Annotated in this window: 17 protein-coding genes; 14 read left to right on the top strand and 3 right to left on the bottom strand. The window is 64.8% G+C overall.

The annotated features are described in order from the left end of the window. The first annotated feature begins 2 nt into the window (after positions 1–2). Entirely contained in the window at positions 3–1508 is a 1506-nt protein-coding gene (locus V5279_RS40560; RefSeq protein ID WP_338692406.1) for a PepSY domain-containing protein, read from the top strand. On the opposite strand, the gene V5279_RS40555 is transcribed toward V5279_RS40560, so the two are convergent. Together V5279_RS40555 and gspD are read right to left on the bottom strand one after the other, a co-directional pair. Further along, complete coding sequence (locus V5279_RS40555; protein WP_338701663.1) at positions 1501–1974, bottom strand: tetratricopeptide repeat protein; 474 nt, start codon at positions 1972–1974, stop codon at positions 1501–1503. The genes V5279_RS40560 and V5279_RS40555 overlap by 8 nt on opposite strands. Before the next feature lie 76 nt (positions 1975–2050). Next, entirely contained in the window at positions 2051–4429 is a 2379-nt protein-coding gene (gene gspD, locus V5279_RS40550) for a type II secretion system secretin GspD (RefSeq protein ID WP_338692405.1), read from the bottom strand. A 325-nt stretch (positions 4430–4754) separates the two neighbouring features. Here gspD and V5279_RS40545 point away from each other — a divergent pair, with 325 nt between their 5' ends. Genes V5279_RS40545 through V5279_RS40500 form a run of 10 tightly spaced genes read left to right on the top strand, consistent with a single transcriptional unit; the run spans position 4755 to position 12961 of the window. Beyond that, complete coding sequence (locus V5279_RS40545) at positions 4755–6431, top strand: GspE/PulE family protein (RefSeq protein WP_338692404.1); 1677 nt, start codon at positions 4755–4757, stop codon at positions 6429–6431. 4 nt (positions 6432–6435) lie between these two features. Continuing rightward, positions 6436–7647 (top strand): type II secretion system F family protein, encoded by a 1212-nt coding sequence (locus V5279_RS40540; protein WP_338692403.1) that lies wholly within the window; start codon positions 6436–6438, stop codon positions 7645–7647. A 53-nt stretch (positions 7648–7700) separates the two neighbouring features. Next, positions 7701–8177, top strand: coding sequence for a type II secretion system major pseudopilin GspG (gene gspG / locus V5279_RS40535; protein ID WP_166307498.1), 477 nt, complete (start codon positions 7701–7703; stop codon positions 8175–8177). An 18-nt stretch (positions 8178–8195) separates the two neighbouring features. Beyond that, the gene (locus V5279_RS40530; RefSeq protein WP_029079778.1) at positions 8196–8660 is read left to right on the top strand and encodes a type II secretion system protein; all 465 of its coding nucleotides are present in this window, start codon (positions 8196–8198) and stop codon (positions 8658–8660) included. Beyond that, positions 8626–9045 (top strand): prepilin-type N-terminal cleavage/methylation domain-containing protein, encoded by a 420-nt coding sequence (locus V5279_RS40525; protein WP_338692402.1) that lies wholly within the window; start codon positions 8626–8628, stop codon positions 9043–9045. The genes V5279_RS40530 and V5279_RS40525 overlap by 35 nt, the downstream gene beginning before the upstream one ends. Beyond that, positions 9042–9770 (top strand): type II secretion system protein, encoded by a 729-nt coding sequence (locus V5279_RS40520; protein WP_338692401.1) that lies wholly within the window; start codon positions 9042–9044, stop codon positions 9768–9770. The genes V5279_RS40525 and V5279_RS40520 overlap by 4 nt, the downstream gene beginning before the upstream one ends. After that, entirely contained in the window at positions 9770–10684 is a 915-nt protein-coding gene (locus V5279_RS40515; protein WP_338692400.1) for a type II secretion system minor pseudopilin GspK, read from the top strand. The genes V5279_RS40520 and V5279_RS40515 overlap by 1 nt, the downstream gene beginning before the upstream one ends. Next, entirely contained in the window at positions 10684–11757 is a 1074-nt protein-coding gene (locus tag V5279_RS40510; protein WP_338692399.1) for a PilN domain-containing protein, read from the top strand. The genes V5279_RS40515 and V5279_RS40510 overlap by 1 nt, the downstream gene beginning before the upstream one ends. Then, positions 11754–12317 carry a type II secretion system protein GspM gene (gspM, locus tag V5279_RS40505; RefSeq protein ID WP_338692398.1) on the top strand — a complete coding sequence of 188 codons (564 nt, stop codon included), beginning with the start codon at positions 11754–11756 and terminating at the stop codon, positions 12315–12317. The genes V5279_RS40510 and gspM overlap by 4 nt, the downstream gene beginning before the upstream one ends. Continuing rightward, a complete protein-coding gene (locus V5279_RS40500) occupies positions 12317–12961 on the top strand; it encodes a hypothetical protein (RefSeq protein WP_224741358.1) in 645 nt (214 codons plus the stop codon). Before gspM ends, V5279_RS40500 begins: the two co-directional genes overlap by 1 nt. 19 nt (positions 12962–12980) lie before the next feature. Here the strand turns inward: V5279_RS40500 and V5279_RS40495 are convergent, their stop codons facing one another. Beyond that, on the bottom strand, positions 12981–13502 hold the full coding sequence (locus tag V5279_RS40495) for an A24 family peptidase (protein WP_338692397.1): 522 nt from the start codon (positions 13500–13502) through the stop codon (positions 12981–12983). Positions 13503–13714: 212 nt separating this feature from the next. On the opposite strand from V5279_RS40495, the gene V5279_RS40490 reads away from it, so the two are divergent. The 3 genes from V5279_RS40490 (at position 13715) to V5279_RS40480 (ending at position 18167) form a co-directional block, all read left to right on the top strand. Continuing rightward, a complete protein-coding gene (locus V5279_RS40490; RefSeq protein ID WP_338692396.1) occupies positions 13715–14500 on the top strand; it encodes an EfeM/EfeO family lipoprotein in 786 nt (261 codons plus the stop codon). Then, entirely contained in the window at positions 14497–15873 is a 1377-nt protein-coding gene (locus V5279_RS40485; RefSeq protein ID WP_338692395.1) for a cytochrome c peroxidase, read from the top strand. Before V5279_RS40490 ends, V5279_RS40485 begins: the two co-directional genes overlap by 4 nt. A 242-nt stretch (positions 15874–16115) precedes the next feature. After that, positions 16116–18167 (top strand): alkaline phosphatase family protein, encoded by a 2052-nt coding sequence (locus V5279_RS40480; protein WP_414645787.1) that lies wholly within the window; start codon positions 16116–16118, stop codon positions 18165–18167. The last annotated feature ends 30 nt before the right edge of the window (positions 18168–18197 follow it).

Below are 18197 nucleotides of genomic sequence, written 5' to 3'. Positions count from 1 at the left end.
CGATGCGCAACGCTCTGGTCCGGCGAGGACGGCGATGGCTCTATGTCGTCCATCGCTGGATCGGCATCGCGACCTGCCTCTTGTTCGCGATGTGGTTCATCTCAGGCCTCGTCATGATGTACGTGGCCTTTCCGCGCCTCACCGACAGCGAGCGCCTGGCCGCGCTCCCAGTCATTTCGTGGGGCAAGGTGCAGATCGCGCCTGACCGCGCGATGGCGATCGCGGGCATGGAGCATTATCCGCGCGATCTGCGGCTGTCGATGATGGCCGATGTTCCGGTCTATCGCGTCGCCGGCTGGAAGGGAGCCGCCGTCACCATTTCGGCGATCGACGGCAGCGTCATCGAACGGATCGCACCGGACCAGGCGCTGGCCATCGCTGGTCATCACCCGAAAGCGGTGCGTCCGCAGTTGCTCGACACGGTGACGCGCGATCAATGGTCGGTCACTGCGCGTTTCGACCCGTTGCGGCCGCTCTATATGGTCGGCCTCGGCGACGCTGCCGGGACCGAGCTCTACGTCTCCGCGCGCAGCGGCGAGATCGCGCTCGACACCACGCGGCGGGAGCGGGTCTGGAACTGGCTCGGCTCGATCCCGCACTGGATCTATCCGACCGTGCTGCGCAAGGACGGCCCGTTGTGGCGAGACGTGGTGCTGTGGATCTCGGGCGTGTGCCTCGTGGTCGCGGTCACCGGCTTCTGGATCGGCATTCTACGGCTTCGATTGATGCGTCGCTACGCAAGCGGCGCCATCTCGCCGTACCGCGGCTGGATGGCCTGGCATCATATCGCCGGGCTGATCGGCGGCATCTGCGTTTTCACCTGGATGTTCAGCGGCTGGCTGTCGCTCAATCCCGGCGGCGTGTTCTCCGGCCGCGGCGTCAGCAGGGAGATCGCGGTCGGCTATGGCGGCCATGACGCGCCCGAGATTGTCGCCGGCTTCCAGTCGACGCCATCGATATCAGCCGTGGAGGCACGCTTCGTCTGGATTAGCGGAAGGAGACTGATGATGCTCGATGACAGCGATGGCCGTCGCAGCCTCGCCGATCCCGCCACCGGCGCGCCCGCGTCTCTCTCGCGTGACGAGATCATGGCAGCCGCCCGGCGCGCGGTGCCCGGAGCTGCCATGATATCGGCCCAACAGCTCGATGAACCCGACGCCTATTGGTACACGCTGCACAACGCGCGCGAGCTTCCCGTGCTGCGGATCGGCTTTGATGATCCCGCGCAAACCTGGCTGCACATCTCTCCGATCACTGGTGAAATTCTCGACCGCAGCGACGACAGCCGCCGCTCCTATCGCTGGCTGTTCAACGCGCTGCACAGCCTGGATTTCCCAGTGCTACTGCGCTTCTGGCCGGCGCGCGATGTCGTGGTGTGGCTGCTGTCAGCGGCCGGCACGATCGTCTCGATCAGCGGCATCGTGATCGGCTGGCGCCGGCTGCGCCGCCGGCCGCTGCGAAGGAGACACCTGTCTCCCAGCTTGGCGCCCGCGCGGAAAACTACTTGACCGTCAGGTGCACGTCCGGCGCCGGCGGGCCAGGGATCCATCCCAATGCAAAGCGCTGGCCGGCGATGATCTCGTTGCGCGAGAGTTTTGATGCGACCGCATCGCGGAACCGGAGATAGGCTTCGCGCTGCCGCCCGCTGGCGCGGGCGGCCGCCAGATTGAGCCATTTGTAGGCCAGCACGTAATCGTTCGGAACGCCGTGGCCCTTGTCGTACATCAGGCCAAGCATGGCTTGCGCGAACGGGTCGCCCTGCACGGCGCCGCGATAGTAGAGATCGGCGGCGGCGTCATAGGCCTGCGGCACGCCAAAACCGTGCTCATACATGAAACCGAGCAGGCCGAGGGCGCGGGCATTGCCGCGCTCGGCGGCCGGCGCGAGCTCCCGAGACGCCCTGACATAGTCGCCGCGATGGAAGGCGGCCGTTCCGCGCGCCACGCTGTCGGCGCTCGCGACGGATGCGGTCATCGCCCAAAGCGCGACCGCAAGCGTAGCGCAGAGGCCGGTTCGCAGCGCGCGCATGCGGAGCATCCTGTTGCCCGGCTCAGTGGAAGCTGGTGGTGATCGGCGCATTGGTCGATGTCGTGGCGATGCTGCCGCGCAGTTTCGATCGAAGCTCCTCGGCGACGACCTGGGCGTCGGTACCGTTGCGGATGATCTGCGGGCGGATGAAGATGATCAGCTCGGTGCGCTGGGTGCCGTTGCTCTGATGCCCGAAGGCGTCGCCAAGGCCGGGAATCTGGTCGAGCACGGGAAGCGCATTTCGGTTGCCGCTCTGCTGCTCGCTGATCAGGCCCGCCAGCAGCACGGTCTGGCCATTGGCGACCGCGATCTGGCTCTTGACCCGCCGCTCCGACACCGTGGGCGTCAGGTTTACCGAGCTGCTTTGGGGAACGTTGCTGATCTCCTGCTCGACATCGAGCCGCACGGTGCCGTTCACGCTAACGCGTGGCGAGACCTTCAGGATGATGCCGGTGTTGCGATAGTCGATGGTGTTGACCACCGTGTTGCTCGTGGTCAGCACCGTCGCGCTTCCGGTCGAGACCGGGACGACGTCGCCGACCTGCAGCGTCGCGACCTGGTTGTTGATCACGACCAGCGAGGGATTGGACAGCACCTTGACGCTGGTGACGGCATGCAGCGCATCCAGGATCAGGCTCGGCTGCGTCGCGGAGCCGATCAGGAAGTTGAAGCCCGGAAAGCTCTGGTTGATGAAAGCATTGGTGAGCGAGCCCGCCACCGAGACCGCGCCGGTGGTTGCGTCGGTGGTGGTCGCGGGCGCGCTGGTGGCCTGGGTGCCAAGGATCGAGCCGGTGTTCGGCTTCAGGCCGAGGTTTTGGCTGGTGAGATAGGTCTGCACGCCGTAGGACAGGGTGTTGTTGAGCGTGACCTCCGCGATCGTCGCGTCGATGGCGACCTGGAGCTGCGGCTCGTCGATCTGCAGCAGCGTCGACTCGATGATGCGGTAGTTGGCCTGGTCGGCATAGATCAGGAGATTGTTGTTCACGACATCGGGCGTGATGCGGACGTCCTGCAGCACGGGCTGGCCGTTGCCGCCGCTGGCGCCGCGTCCGGCATCCAGCGCGGCATTGTTACCCTGGCCCGCATTGGGATTGTTGGCTTGCCCACCGGCGCCAAATCCCTGACCCAGGCCCTGACCCGTCGCACCTGTCCCCGACGTGCCGCGGGATGCGAAGCCGCCCATGCTCGAATTCGAGCCGTTGTTGTTGTTGAGTGATAGACGATCGGCGACGCTTGACGTCGACGAGGTGCCGGAGCCCGGCGCGAGCTGGCTGTCGGCACTGTCGAGCAGATTGCCTGAGGAGCCGCCGAGGAACATGTCGGTCAGAACCCGCGCGATCTGGCGCGCATCGCCATACTTGACGCGGTAGACATGGACCGTGGTTCGCGCGGTGTCGTTGCGGTCGAGCCGCTTGATCCAGGTCGCGGCCGTGTGCAGCATGTCCGGCTTCTTGGTCACGACCAGCACCGCATTGAGGCGTGCGATCGGCATGAATTTGATCACGTTCTGGCTGAGGCCGTTCTCGCCGGAATCGACGATCTTCTCCAGCTCGGCAATCACGGGCGCGGGCGAGCCGCTCGAGATCGGGAAGATCCCGACCGATTGGCCGCGCATCCAGTCGACGTCGAAGCTGAGCACGGTGTCGACAGCGGTGCGGCGCTCGGCCCCGGTGCCCTGGATCAGCAGAAGATTCCGCGTGGTGTCGGCGCGGATTGCGCCCGCCCTGGTGGCAAAACTGTCGGTCAGCTTCAGCAGGGTCTGGGCCGACACATATTGCAGGGGAACCACCGAGATGCCGAAACCGGGCTCGGGATTGGCTGCCGCGGCATCGATGCGGCCGCCGCCGACGGCGTCGCCAAGCGGCGTCAGGCGATAGCCCGCGGTATCCTTGAGCAGCACGACGCCGCTCAGGCGCAGCGCGTTTTCAAGCACGAACACCATGTCGGATTTCGGCACCGGGCGGACCGACACCAGGCTCACCGTGCCCTGCACCCGTGGGTCGATGGTGTAGCCGACATGCAGGATATCGCCCAGCACGACCTTGGCGACGGTCGCCACCGGCGTGCTCTCGAAATTCAGGTCGAAACCATTGCCATTCGCCGTCGGCTGCGGCCGCGCGTCGGCGACGGCCGTCACGTCGCTGCCTTCATACATCGACGCGCGGACGTTCCCGCCCTGGTTGCCGGGTGTCGCCGCGAGTGCGCTCACCGGTTGCGGCTGGCGCGGCAGCAGATCCAGCGAGCGCACCTTGTCGGTGACGTCGAGCTGCGACGCATCCACGCTCTCGCCGACCGTCGCGGAATTGCAGGACGCCAGCAACCCCAGCGACGTCAAGACGAAAATGGCTGTCAGGCCGCCACGGATCGTCGGGCAGCGGCCCACTGTGCCTACGCGTTGCATGAAGGCCCTTCGCTACTTGCTGGCTGATATTTCGATGGCTTGCGACGATCGGTCCTGCCCCGGAGGACTCTTAGCGAGCGTTCATGACAGAAATAAATTGGTTACATGATTGTCGTTCGCGACCTGCATCGTGTCGTGCCAAAATTTGTGCAGCCGGCGCGTTGCTTGTGTCCGCGATGCCACCTCAAAGTTTCTTGAGCGCGGCGGACGATGTGACTTCGCACAGCTGTCACACTTCGGGTCGATAACCGCGCAGTTAACGGGAGCCGAACGGCGCCAGCGGCTCGGCGCGAGCTGATCCAGGATAGCGTGGCGGGATAAGAGAATGGCCAACGACCTGTCCGTTCGGTTTGTGGATTATCTCCGTCAGAACAATCACCTTGCGCCGACCGATGGGCCGGCCGAGCGGACCGGGCAGGGCGCCGACCACCGGCAACTGAAGCTGTGGGAGGTCACCAGTCTTTCGCCTGTCGAATTCGCCGACGAAGCCGCGCGCTTCTTCGCGCTGGGCCGCCTGACGCTCCAGGAAATGACCTCGGCCGAGCCGCTGGTCGGGTCGTTCTCGCCGCGTTTCCTGCGCGAGACCATGGTCTATCCGTGCCGGGAAGCCGATGGAACCGCTGTTCTTGCGGTGGTCGATCCCACCGATCAGGCGACGCAGCGGGCGGCGCAGATTGTGCTCGGCGCCGGGATAACAGTGAAAGTGGCATCGTCGGAAGACGTCGCCATCGTGCTGAACAACCGCGCCAGTGCCGAGGAGGACGAGGCCACCGAACTGACGGCGGCGCTGCCCCGCGAAGACGACATCGAGAGCCTGCGCGATCTCGCCAGCGGCGCGCCGGTGGTGCGCGCGGTTAACGATCTGATCGAGAAGGCGGTCGAGCTTCGCGCCAGCGACATCCATATCGAGCCGTTTGCCGCCGGCCTGATGGTCCGGTTGCGGATCGATGGCCTGCTGCGGCCGGTCGCGGCGTTGTCCGGCGTGCTGCCCCAGGCCGTGGTCTCCCGCATCAAGATCATCGCCAATCTCAATATTGCCGAGCGTCGCCTGCCGCAGGACGGCGCGGCGCGGCTGCGGGCCGGGCGGACCGACATCGATATCCGCGTCGCGATCATGCCGATGCAGCATGGCGAATCCGCCGTCATCCGTATCCTGCCCAAGGATCGCGGCCTGCTGGTCGTGGAAAAGCTCGGCTTCTCGCAGGCTGATGAGGCCAAGCTGCGGCGGCTCTTGAAGCTGCCGCATGGCATGATCGTGATCACGGGACCGACCGGCAGCGGCAAGACCACGACGCTGGCGACGATCCTGTCGATCCTCAACGAGCCCAGCCGCAAGATTCTCACGATCGAGGACCCGGTCGAATACGAGATCCCCGGCGTCAACCAGTCCCAGGTCAAGCCTGCGATCGGTCTGACCTTCGCCACCGCCTTGCGCTCCTTCGTTCGACAGGACCCCGACGTCATCATGGTCGGTGAAATCCGGGATACCGAGACCGCGCATGTCGCGGTGCATGCGGCGCTGACCGGGCATCTGGTGCTGACGACGCTGCACACCGAGACGGCGGCGGCCGCGGTGCCGCGCCTGCTCGACCTCGGGGTCGAAGGCTATCTGCTCCGTTCGGTGCTGCGCGGCGTGATCGCGCAGCGGCTGGTCCGGCAATTGTGCGAGCGCTGCAAGACGGCGCGGCCGCTGGCAACGGCTGATTTCTCCGAGGATCCCCGGCTTGCGGCGATCGGATTGCGGGCTGGCGAGATTGTTCACGAGCCATGCGGCTGCGAACGCTGCGGCGGAACCGGCTATCGCGGCCGCCTCGGCGCATTCGAACTGCTCGAACTATCGAATGAATTGCGCGACCTGATCGGGGAGCGAACCGACGGACTGAAGATCGATACGATGGCGATCCGGGCGGGCATGACCACGATGCTCGACGACGGGGTCGCCAAATGCCGCGCCGGATTGACCTCGCCCGCCGAGATCCTCCGCGTTGCGACGGTGCGGTGACGTCGTGCCGAATTATCGCTATCGCGCTTTGACCCAGACTGGCGAGATCGTGAACGGCACGATCGCCGCCCCGACTGCGGCCGAGGTGGCGCGGCGGATCGAATATCTCAAGCTCCTGCCGATCGAAACCACCGAGGACAAGCGCGCGTCCGGCGCTGGCGGCGGCCGCAGCCTGTTCGGCGGGCCGAGTGCCGCCGAGGTCACCACGTTCACGCGCGATCTTGCGCTTCTGCTCAAGGCCGGCGCGCGTCTCGACGATGCCCTGGAGCTGCTGTCCGGCGATGCCGATGTCGGCCGGATGCGTCCGGTGGTGGCAAAAATTCGCGCGGCCCTGCTCACCGGCGAGAGTTTTGCCGATGCGGTGGCGGATCATCCGACCTTGTTCCAGCCGATGTACATCGCCCTGGTCCGGGTCGGGGAAATCTCCGGCACGCTGGATTCCGTGCTGGAGATGCTGGGGACCGAGCGCGCGCGCTCCGAGCAGATGCGGCGCAAGCTGACTGACGCCATGCAGTATCCGGCCTTCGTGCTGGTCGCGGCATCCGGCGTGATGCTGTTCTTCCTGCTGTTCGTGCTGCCGCAATTCTCGACCGTGCTGGGCGATTTCGGCGGCAAGTCGGATACGGCGCTCGCCAGCTTCATCGCGGTATCGGATTTCCTCCGCGCCAATGCCACGGCGGCAAGCCTGATCAGTGCGGCCACGATCGCGCTCGCATGGTGGCTGCTGCGGCAGGCGCGCGTCCGTGCGGCGCTCGTCAACGCGATCTCGCGGGTGCCTGGCATCAGCAGCGCCTTCCAGTTCTATCGCGCCAGCCTGTTCTGCCGCAATCTCGGCGTCCTGCTCGGCAGCGGCGTCAACCTCACGGCTGCGCTGCGCATCCTCGTAGACATCATGGCGGTGACCGGGAGCGAGGCGAACTGGACCGCCGCCGCCGACCGCGTCCGCCATGGCGGAAAACTGTCGGAAGCGCTCTCCGTCGCGGACAGCCTGCCGCCGATGGCGGTGCGCATGCTGCGGCTCGGTGAAGAGACCGGGCAGCTGCCGGTGCTGGCCGGGCGAGTCGCGGAATTCTACGAAGCAAAATTGCAGCGCAGCCTGGACCGTGTCGTCGGCATTGTCGGTCCGCTGGCCATCATCACGATCAGCACCGTCGTCGGCGGACTGATCGTATCGGTGATGACGGCGCTGCTCTCGGTCACGCAGCTAGTCGGTTAGAGCAGAGGTCATCGGTCATGATATCGCGCAACACCATCATCGGGGCATTTTCCATGCGAGCGGGACGCGCGCGGGCGCGGTCACAAGGGCCGCGGCGTTCAGGGGAGGAGGGCTTCACCCTGGTCGAGATGCTGGTGGTGATCGCGATCATCGGCCTCATCATGGGGCTGATCGGGCCGCGCGTTCTCAACTATCTCAGCGAATCCAAGGTCAAGACCGCGCGCATTCAGCTGCAGAGCTTCTCCAGCGCGCTCGACCTGTTCTATCTCGACGCGGGCCGCTTCCCGTCCACGGCGGAGGGCCTCGCCGCTCTGGTCCGGCGCACGCCGGGTGTTGCTGCCTGGAATGGCCCGTATCTGAAGGGCGGCAACGTTCCGAGCGATCCCTGGAATCACGCCTACATCTATCGCTCGCCGGGTGAACACGGGCCCTATGACATCGTCTCCTATGGATCTGACGGTCAGGAGGGCGGCAGCGGCACCTCCGCCGACATTTCGCTCGAGAAGGCGACAGCCGCCAACAATGAATAACAAGGATGCATGGCGAGCATGAATGACGCGACGCAGCGCGGTTTCACTTTGCTCGAGATGGTGTGCGTGCTCGCCATCATCGCGCTGCTCGCGGCCGTGCTGCTTCCGTTCATTCCGCACCAGACCTCGCGTTCGCGGTTGCAGGCCTATGCGCTGCAGACCGCGACGCTCTTGAAGGCCGATCGCAATGCCGCCATCGAGCGCAGCACCAGCGTGGCGACGCTGGTCGATGCGGCGAGCCGGGTGATCCACTCGGGCGCATCGCGCATGGCGGTGCGAATTCCAGACGATGTGCGGTTCGATGCCGTGCTGCCGCAACGCTGCCAGCGGCAGGCCGCGTTATCGACCATTCGTTTCTTCGCCAATGGCGGTTCCTGTGGCGGCTCCATCGCGCTGACGCGGCTCGATGCAGGATATGAAGTGCGCGTCAACTGGCTCACCGGAAGGGTTGAAATCGTTGCTCGCGACGTCGCCGCCAACTAACCGCGCTGATGCGGGGTTCACGATCATCGAGGTGCTGGTGGCGCTGGCGCTGGTGGCCGTCTCGATCGTCGCGATCGGCGCCGTCATGGGCGTCAAGACGCGCGGTGTTCGCGCCATGGAGCAGCACGTCGCGCTGATGCAGGCAGCGCGCACCTTGATGACGGTCGGCATCCCGACCCGCGCCGAATTGCAGCCGGGCTCATCGACCGGGCAGGCGGAGGGCTACCGCTGGACCGTCGACGTCAGTCCGCTCGGTGGTGACTGGACGGTTCCCGAGGGCAACGTGCCCTGGGCCCCGGAGCTGGTGAGAATTCGTGTCAAATCTCCGGGCGGCGCGTTGTCCGACGTCCGCACCGTGCGCCTGATGCCGAGGTCCTCGCAATGACCTCGGCGAACACAGACCGGCGCGCGCATGAGCGCGGCTTCACGCTGATCGAGACCATCGTCGCGCTGGCATTGATGGGGCTGTTGCTGTCGGCGCTCGCCAGCATCACGGCGCAATGGTTGCCGAGCTGGAACAAGGGGCTCGACCGGATCCAGCGCAGCGAGCTGATCGGGATCGCGCTGGAACGGATCGGCGCCGACCTCGCCGCGGCGGAGTTTGTTGCCGCGAATCGCGACGCCCACAAGCCGCTGTTCGATGGATCGGAATTGTCGGTGACGTTCGTGCGGACATCGGTAGGACCGAATGCGGGGCCGGGGCTCGACATCGTGCGGCTTGGCGAGATCAGGGATCGCGGCGAGTTCGTCACGGTGCGTTCGCAGGCGCGGTTTACGCCGCTGGCCGACGGAGTGTCGCTGTCGGAACAGGTGCATCTCGGCAGCCCGGTCGTGCTGCTGCGCGCGCCCTATCGGCTGTCCTTCGCCTATGCCGGGGCGGACCGGGCATGGAAAAGCGTGTGGCAGGATGCCGACAGACTGCCGGTGATGATCCGCCTGACGGTGCGTGATGCGGCCAGCGAACGGGTGTTGTCGGTGTCGACCATCGCGCCGGTCCATGTCCAGATTCCGAGCGACTGCACCAAGCCGGACGGCAATTGCGGCGACAAGCGCAATTCCGACGGCAACACCGATCAGGGCAAGACGTCTACCGATCAGGGGAAGACGTGATGGGCGCGACCGGCAAGTGCGGCCGAACGCCGGCCGATCGCGGCTTCGTCATCGTTGCGGTGCTCTGGATCCTGCTGGCGCTGTCGTCGCTGGCGATCATCTTCTCGGCCTATCTCGCCGCGTCGGCGCGGGCGCTGGCCGCCAGCGACCTGTCGTTGCAGACCGAGGCGCTGATGTCGGCCGGAGTAGAGCTCGCCGCTTATCAATTGACGTTGACGGATGAGAAGACGCGGCCGCAGAGCGGGGCTTTTCATTTTGGGCTGGACGATGCCAGCGTCGGCGTGACCTTCACGTCGGAGGCGGGGCGCCTCGACCTGAACTACGCATCGAAGGAGATGCTGATTGGCCTGTTCGTCGTGCTCGGCGCCGGCAAGGACGCAGCCGGCGAATACGCCGACCGGATCGTCGGCTGGCGAACCCGGCCCGCGCCGGGCAGCGAGAATGTCGAGGCCGCCCGCTACAATGCGCTTGGCTACCCGCCGCGACAGGGCCTGTTCGTCCACGTCAATGAGCTGGCGCTGGTCGCCGGTATCCCCGAAGCCCTGGTCGACCGCGCGCTGCCGTTTGTCACGGTGTTCAACGGCAGCCCGGATGTCGATCCGAAGATCGCGGCGCCGGAAATCGTCAGGGCGCTGGACAAGGCATCGGGCAACGATCAGGACGGATTCGGGGCGCGTTCGGCCTCGCCAAACGGCATCGCGGCCGGAACGCAAGCGCCGAACGCGCAAAGTGCGGCATCGACAGCGCAAAGCCCATGCTACCGGATCGCGATCTCGATCCGTTTCCGCAACGGCCATCGCACCACGTCCGAGGCGGTGATCGCGCTCGGCGACAAGGTCGAGCCCTATCGTGTGTTGTCCTGGCAGAACGATGTCGAACCGCGAAATCCGGTTCTGCTTCGCGGGAGAGGTTGATGGCAATATTTGCCGAAGCACGACAATGGTTTGAGCGTTGGATCGGCGCGGTCGCGGTCACCGTTGACGGCGTCGCTGATAGGTTCGTGCGCCGGCGTGGCGTCGCGCTCGACGAAAATGCCGACGGCACATTCACCGCCCGTCTCGCGGTGTCGAAGGATGGTTCGCCTTCGGTGCCGGTTTCGTTTCGGCTCGATCACGATGCGCCGCAGCCTCCGCTGCCAGCGGATTGGAAGACGGCGTTCGACGGCAGCCGGATCGAGGTGCGCTTGCGATCGGATCAAATCGTCAGCCGCGTGCTCGATTTCCCGAGTCAGGCTGGCGATTTCCTCGACGGCATGATCCGCGCGCAGGTCGACCGGCTGACACCATGGAGCGCCGCTGACGCGGTGTTCGGCTGGGGCGCGCCGCAACCGGTCGGCAATGACCGTATTGAGGTCGCGTTCAGTGCGACCGCGGCGGCCAAGGTCGATCCGTTGATCCGGTTGGCCAGGACGCTGGGCGGTGCCTCCATCGCGGTCACGGCGCCGGCGGTTGGCGGCGACGGCGCGCTGCAGCAGGTGACGCTGCTCGATCGGCCGTTGCGGGGTCTTGCCGGACCTGTGGTTCCGCGCCTGTTGCGCATCGGCCTGGTCTCGACGGCCGCCGCAGCCGCGGTCTCGCTGCTGCTGAACGTCTATCTCGGCGGCTGGCTGCAATCGGAGCAGGACGATCTCCAGCACCGGATCTCGCAGCGCCGTGCCGCGCTGCGCCTCGATGCCAATGGCGATTCGTCCGGTCTCGGCCTCTTGGCCAAGCGCAAGCAGACGACGCCGTCGAGCGTCATGGTCCTGGAAGCGATCTCGCGCGTACTGCCCGATACCACCTATGTGACCGAGCTGCGCATCGAGGGCAACAAGGTGCAGGTGGTCGGAATGACCCAGGATGCGCCATCCCTGATCCGGTTGCTGGAGCAGTCGCCGCAATTCACACGCGCAACGTTCTTCGCGCCGACGACGCGCGCGGCGAACGAGACGGCGGAGCGGTTCCACGTCGAAGCCAACATCACCGCAAATTTTGGGTCCGGCACATGAGCGCAGCATCCCGATCGCTGGCCGCCGTCAGCACCTCGCCACTGGTTGCGACCGCGAGCTATCTCGGCCTTTTCGTGCTTTTGCTCTTTGTCGTCATTTCGTCGCTGTCTGACATCGCTGGCCTGCGCAGCGATGTTGCTGCCTCGGCCGGAATGCTGGAGCAACTCGAAGGGCGATCCAGGGCGAATACCGCGCCCGGTCAGCCCGCGATGCCGACCGGTTCCGCCTATCTCGAGGGCGCGACCGTCACGGTTGCCGGCGCCACCCTGCTGCAACGCGTGTCGGGCGCCGTGATCAAGGCCGGCGGCAACGTGCTGTCGACGCAGCTCGACGTTCCCAACGCACCGGCCAAGGCCGGCTTCCTCAGCATGGTCGCGAGCTGCGAGATCGAGCAGGCGCAATTGCAGCAGGTGCTCTACGATCTCGAAGCCGGCATGCCATTCCTGTTCATCGACCAATTGGTCGTGCAGCCCGTTGCCGACGAGGCCGCCAAGGGCGCCGATCCCGGCAAGATGCGCGTGCTGCTCGGCGTATCCGGACAATGGCGGGGAGCCAAGTGATGCGACGCTTTGCAGCGATCATCGTGCTCCTGGCCGCGTCGGTTCATGCTGCACCGGCCGCCGTGCCCGACCGGTCCGGCGATGCGCTCGACGCCGGGCTGCTCGATGATACCCGCCTGGGCGGTCCGGTGCTGAGCTCGCCGCCGCCGTCCGAACCTGTAACGTCGGTCCGCGTGGCCCCTTCGCCGGCGCCGACGTCGCGGCCACTCAGCGCAAATCCGCTGTGGGGCATCCCGCTCAAGACGCTGTCCAACACGCGCGACCGGCCGGTGTTCTCGCCGTCGCGGCGGCCGCCGCCCGCCGTCGTTGCGGAACCGGAGGTCAGCAAGCCAGCGCCGACGCCGCCGCGCAAGGTCGCGATCGAGCCGCCGCCGCTGTCGCTGGTCGGCACGATCGCGGGAGATGATGAAAGTTTCGGGATATTTCTCGATCAATCGAACAAGACCGCGCTGCGACTGAAGGTCGGTGACGATTTCCAGGGATGGAAGCTGCGAGCCATCAACGGACGTGAAGTCAGGATGCAGAAGGACGAGCAGGAGGCCGTGCTCACATTGCCCCAGCCCGGCGGTGAGGAGAGCGGCGACGTCCGGCTCGTTCCGGTCAGCACGGAGCGGAAGCCCTTGGCCGCGCGGCGCCAGATGTGATTGCAGCGTCCAGCGGAAGTTAGATCAGCGCGAGCCAGCTCTGAAGTGCCGACGTCAGGAGAAGCCCGAGCGCAAGAAAGGGACCGAACGGGATCGACGTCTGGCGCTTCATCTCATGTCCTGCGAGTTGCAGGCTGCCGGCAACCGCAAGTGCCGCGAGTGCTGCGATCAGCAGCAAGGTCGGAATTCCTGTTGCGCCGACCCAAATCGTGGCGGCGGCAAGAAACTTGACGTCGCCAAGTCCCAATCCGTCGACATGCCGCAAGGCGAAGTAAAGCCGCTGCAACAGCCAGAACACGGCGCCGACGAGGACCGCGCTCGCCATTGCAGTGAAGGCGGCTGTCGTGCCTTCAGTGACGACGACGTTCGCAAGACCGAGCGCGGCGATCGCAAGGTTCAGCCAATTTGGAATGATGCCGTGGCGAAGATCGATCAGCGCGACCGCGCAGCCGAGCACGCAAAGCGTGCCGTAAGACCCGATAAAATAAAGAACTTCGCGATCGATATGCATGGTGACGGGATAGGTGTGACGCGTGCTCAATGTGTTGCAACAACTCGCGCGCGTTGAACAGTCCATTTTCAATTGATCCGTCGCCGCGCGACGGGTTTGCGAAATTGTGATCGTCATCGACGGCAGCGAAGCAGAAAAGATGCGACAAAAAGTCTGCGCTGTCACAAATCCGCATAGGATACCGACAATAGTCCGCACCACTACGTGCCGCGAGCCCTTCGTGGCAGATGAGTGGGTTGACTATGCACAAGATGCGAGTGGCGGCGTGCCTGGCTTTGCTGGCAGCGTTCGCGGGCGTGCGCGCCGCGAATGCCGGCGCTCTGGAGGAAGGTGCCGAGCGCTATCGGCCGTATTTGATCGAGGGCGTCGCCAGTGCGCTGACAGGCGCGCGTGCATTGCGCGAGCGCGCCGCGGCAGCGGATTTGCCCGGTGCGAAGAAAGCCTGGCTGTCGGCACGCGCCGGCTGGGAGCGCTCGGAAGTGTTCACCGCAGGATTCGTTCCCGAGCTCGATGCGCAGATCGACGCCTGGCCGAACGCGGACAGCGGGTTCCACGCCATCGAGGCGAAGCTGTTCGGGGCTGCAAGCACCAACGTCGCCACCGATGCGGCGGGCCTTGTCGAGCACCTGAACGACCTTCACGGCAAGCTCAAGGACATCAAGCTGACGCCGCAGGGCCTCTTGGACGGCACGGTGCGGCTCGCTTACGAAGTCGGAGAGAGCAAGGCTGATGGCGGCGAGTCGCGTATCAGCGGCACCTCGCTCGACGACATGCGCAACAACATCGCGGGCATCGACTTCGCTTACCACACGATTTTCTCTGCCGCGCTCAACACGGTCGACGGCAAGCTCGACGAGATGGTGAACAACCGGATCGAGCAGCTCGAGGCGATCGTCGCGACGCCCGACCTGCCGCATGTCAACATTTCCGATCTGCGCCAGACCAGTGAGGAACTGGTCATCGCCTTGCAGAGCGCGTCGGCGAAGCTCGGCCTGCAGCGGCCGACTTTGGAGGCCCAGGCGCGATGAAATCGCTTCAGCTGCGTCTGGCTGCACTGCTCTCCGGCGTCATCGCCCTTGCACTGCTCGGGCGCGCCGTGGCGTTTCCCGTCGATGGCGACAAGACTGTATTGCCGGTTGCAACCGAGCTGAATGAGGATGCGCTCGACAAGCCGCGCGAGGTGTTTCAGTCCGAGCGCACCGGCAGCAAATCCTATCTGGTCAATCTCGGCGATCTCGCTTTCAATTCGCCCGGGTTGCTTGGCGAGGTGGCGCGGCAGGCCAGCGTGAGCTGCGGCACCTGCCATGTCAATGGTGCGAACAACACCAAATTCTTCATGCCGAAGATGTCGAGCCGGCCCGGCACGTTCGATACCACCGGTCCGCTGTTCAATCCGAAGGCCAACAATCTGTCGTTCGATCCCGTGCGGATTCCGAGCCTGCGCGGCGCCCGCTATCTGGCGCCCTACGGCGCCGATGGCCGGTTCGCCTCGTTGCGCGATTTCGTCCACAACGTCATCACCAGCGAGTTCGCCGGACCGGAGCCGTCGCCGGCAACGCTCGATGCGATCGTGGCCTATATTCACGACGTCGACTTCCTGCCCAACCCGAGCCTCGGTCCCGCGGGACGGCTGGCTGGCAAGATCACCGAACCGGAACGCCGCGGCGAAGCGTTGTTCTCGCGGCCGTTCCCGCACGATCCTGCGCTGAGCTGCGCCGGCTGCCATGTTCCATCGTCGGGCTTTGTCGATCATCAGCAGCACGACATCGGTTCGGGCGGCCTGTTCAAGACGCCGACCCTGCGCAACGCCGACTTCAACGCGCCGTATTTTCACGACGGCCGCTTCGACAATTTCAGCCAGGTCGTCGATTATTTCGACCGCACCTTCCAGCTCGATCTCTCGGCGCAGGACAAGGGCGACCTGGTCGCCTATCTCACGGCGGTGGGCGATGGCGTGCAGCCCTATGAGCGCGACGGTGCCGGCGCCACGCTGAAGGAGATCAACGATTTCTCGACGGTGCTTGCGACCGCGATTCCTGCCGGCGACAAGGACATCGTCGCACTTGCGGTCGATACGATCGGCCGTGAGCTGCGCGAATTGACCGAGCAATACCCGGATCGCAAGAACACCAGCGTATCAGGCGGCGAGCAGCAGCGCGTGCTTGCGCGCAACGGTCTCAAGGAGCTCGTGCTCACGCTGCGGCGAAGCGAAATGGCTGTTGCTGCGGGGCGCAGCGCTGATGCTGCAACCGAGTTCAGGAACTATCGCAACCTGATGGCCGCCGCAGTTCCTGCGTTGCTGGCCAGCGCCGAGCCGTGGTCGCTGTTCAATCAGGACGTGCATGATCAGCATTATGCTGCGCTTCGCCAGGTGATGCGCTCCAAGCACGTTTCGCATTGATAAGGCCGTATTGAAGCGCGTTCGCCGTCAAAATCGTCGCGTTGATTGCTCAATTAAGTTTCTATCAATAGTTGAAGATTTGAATCGCGGAGATGCGCGCGCTGCTGCAGATGTCTCCGCAGAAAATATTTGAACGTTTCGAAATTTCTTGCGCGCATTCATGTAAGCGAAAACCATGCGTCATATTGCCGCACTAAGCAGGGTGCGTTGCTAACCGCAAACACCTGAGGTCGACAATGAGTTTGAACTACAAAAAGCACTGGCGAACCAGCACCGCGCTCTGCATCGCGTCCACGGTGCTCGTTGCGACAGCCGCATATGCCGCTCACTATCCGGGCGGTCACAGTGACTGGGACAAGCGCCCGCATCACAACAACAAGGCGCACCACGACGCCGATCGCGCCAAGAATGACCACGATCATGGTGATAAGGATCACGGCGACAAGGTGAAGACCGCCTCGCCGATCAAGCACGTCATCATCCTGATCGGTGAGAACCGTGGCCTCGATCACACCTTTGGTATCTACAAGCCGAAGGGCAAGGGGCAGACGATCTCCAACCTGTTGTCGAAGGGCATCGTCAACGAGGACGGAACGCCGGGTCCGAACTTTGCGCAGGCGCAACAGTACTCGGTCGCGGGCCAGACCTCCTTCTATATCGGCGCGCCGACCATCTCGAAGTCGCCCTACAACGCGACCAACCTGATGCCGCAGCCGAACACCAACGGCACGCCGACCGCGCAGAGCGACACCGGCGCTCCGTTCAAGACGATCGCCGAAGCCAGTGTCGAGAAGGACATGGACCCGGCCGATCTCGACATCCTCACCACCGGCTTCAGCGGCCTGCCGACCGGTGTGCTCGATACCCGCGTTCCCGGCGCCGGCGGTCTGAACGGACCGTTCCAGCTGCAGGGCGAGCAGCTCTCCGACGACGACTACACCGGCGACTCGACGCATCGCTTCTATCAGGACTGGCAGCAGGAAGACTGCAGCGCCGCCAGCGCCACCAAGAAGAACAATTCGGGCTGCCTGAACGACCTGTTCCCGTTCGTGATGGCGACCTATTCGGCGTCGAACAAGAGCATGGCCAACTCGATGGGCTTCTACAACGCCCAGCAGGGTCAGGCCCCGGTCCTGAAGATGCTCGCCGACCGCTTCACGCTGAGCGACAACTTCCACCAGTCGTTCCACGGCGGCACCGGTGCGAATCACTTCATGCTCGGCACCGGCGATGCGGCCTTCTGGAGCGACGGCAAGGGCAACCCGGTGACGCCGCCGGCCAACCTGATCGCCAACCCCAACCCGGCCGCGGGTTCGGTCAACCGCTACACCGTCGATGGCAATTGGAGCAACTGCTCTGATGTCTTCCAGCCCGGCGTGAAGCCGATCGTCACCTATCTCAACAATCTGCCGTACGCGGCCGAGCCGAACTGCAAGCCCAACCACTACTACATGCTCAACAACGTCAATCCGGGCTATCTGCCGAACGGCGCGCTGGCGGGCGGCAACAACGTCCCCCCGTCGTCGGTCCGCACGATCGGCGACGCGCTCATGGAGAAGAACATCTCCTGGGCGTTCTATGGTGGTGCTTTTAACGACGCCGTGGCGCTCTCGAACGCCGCGGTTGCCGCCAATCCGTCGAACCCGAACCTCAGCGCCGCTGCGGTTGCCGATCCGGCACACGCGCTCGGCGTTGCCTACTGCCAGATCTGCAATCCGTTCCAGTATGCGACCTCGATCATGGCCAACCCGGCCGTGCGTCAGGCTCACATGAAGGACACTGCCGATCTGATCACGTCGATCGAGAAGAACACGCTGCCCTCGGTGTCGTTCGGCAAGCCGGATGGCCTGCTCGACGGTCATCCGCAGAGCTCGAAAGTCGACCTGTTCGAGGCCTATGTCCTGAACGTACTCAACGCGCTGGACAACAATCCCGAGCTGAAGGCTGAAACCGCTGTCTTCATCACCTGGGACGAGGCCGGCGGCTACTGGGACTCCGGCTACCAGCAGTCCATCGACTTCTTCGGCGACGGACCGCGCATTCCGACCCTGATCCTTTCGCCCTATTCGACGGGCGGCAAGGTCAACCACAACTACGCCGACCACGTTTCGCTGCTGAAGTTCATCGAACGCAACTGGGCCCTCCAGCCGCTCACGAACCGAAGCCGCGACAACCTGCCGAACCCGACCTACACGAAGAACAACGAGTACGTCCCGACCAACAGCCCGGCACTGTCTGACCTGTTCGACGCGTTCGACTTCAGCAAGCCAGTCACGTTGTCCTACACCGAGTGATCAAGCTCTCGCCCAGCGCGAGCTCTTGAA

The sequence above is a fragment of the Bradyrhizobium sp. 26S5 genome (assembly GCF_036923295.1).
Classification (GTDB): Bacteria; Pseudomonadota; Alphaproteobacteria; order Rhizobiales; family Xanthobacteraceae; genus Bradyrhizobium; species Bradyrhizobium septentrionale.
This window is presented reverse-complemented; position numbering and strand designations above follow the sequence as displayed.

What these genes read in the sequence shown, in the direction of transcription:
- V5279_RS40545 (WP_338692404.1), top strand. Translation starts at nt 4,755, where the DNA reads ATGGCCAACGACCTGTCCGTTCGGTTTGTGGATTATCTCCGTCAGAAC.
- gspG (WP_166307498.1), top strand. Translation starts at nt 7,701, where the DNA reads ATGCGAGCGGGACGCGCGCGGGCGCGGTCACAAGGGCCGCGGCGTTCA.
- V5279_RS40485 (WP_338692395.1), top strand. Translation starts at nt 14,497, where the DNA reads ATGAAATCGCTTCAGCTGCGTCTGGCTGCACTGCTCTCCGGCGTCATC.
- V5279_RS40560 (WP_338692406.1), top strand. Translation starts at nt 3, where the DNA reads ATGCGCAACGCTCTGGTCCGGCGAGGACGGCGATGGCTCTATGTCGTC.
- V5279_RS40510 (WP_338692399.1), top strand. Translation starts at nt 10,684, where the DNA reads ATGGCAATATTTGCCGAAGCACGACAATGGTTTGAGCGTTGGATCGGC.
- V5279_RS40520 (WP_338692401.1), top strand. Translation starts at nt 9,042, where the DNA reads ATGACCTCGGCGAACACAGACCGGCGCGCGCATGAGCGCGGCTTCACG.
- V5279_RS40490 (WP_338692396.1), top strand. Translation starts at nt 13,715, where the DNA reads ATGCACAAGATGCGAGTGGCGGCGTGCCTGGCTTTGCTGGCAGCGTTC.
- gspM (WP_338692398.1), top strand. Translation starts at nt 11,754, where the DNA reads ATGAGCGCAGCATCCCGATCGCTGGCCGCCGTCAGCACCTCGCCACTG.
- V5279_RS40555 (WP_338701663.1), bottom strand. Translation starts at nt 1,974, where the DNA reads ATGACCGCATCCGTCGCGAGCGCCGACAGCGTGGCGCGCGGAACGGCC.
- V5279_RS40530 (WP_029079778.1), top strand. Translation starts at nt 8,196, where the DNA reads ATGAATGACGCGACGCAGCGCGGTTTCACTTTGCTCGAGATGGTGTGC.
- V5279_RS40500 (WP_224741358.1), top strand. Translation starts at nt 12,317, where the DNA reads ATGCGACGCTTTGCAGCGATCATCGTGCTCCTGGCCGCGTCGGTTCAT.
- gspD (WP_338692405.1), bottom strand. Translation starts at nt 4,429, where the DNA reads ATGCAACGCGTAGGCACAGTGGGCCGCTGCCCGACGATCCGTGGCGGC.
- V5279_RS40515 (WP_338692400.1), top strand. Translation starts at nt 9,770, where the DNA reads ATGGGCGCGACCGGCAAGTGCGGCCGAACGCCGGCCGATCGCGGCTTC.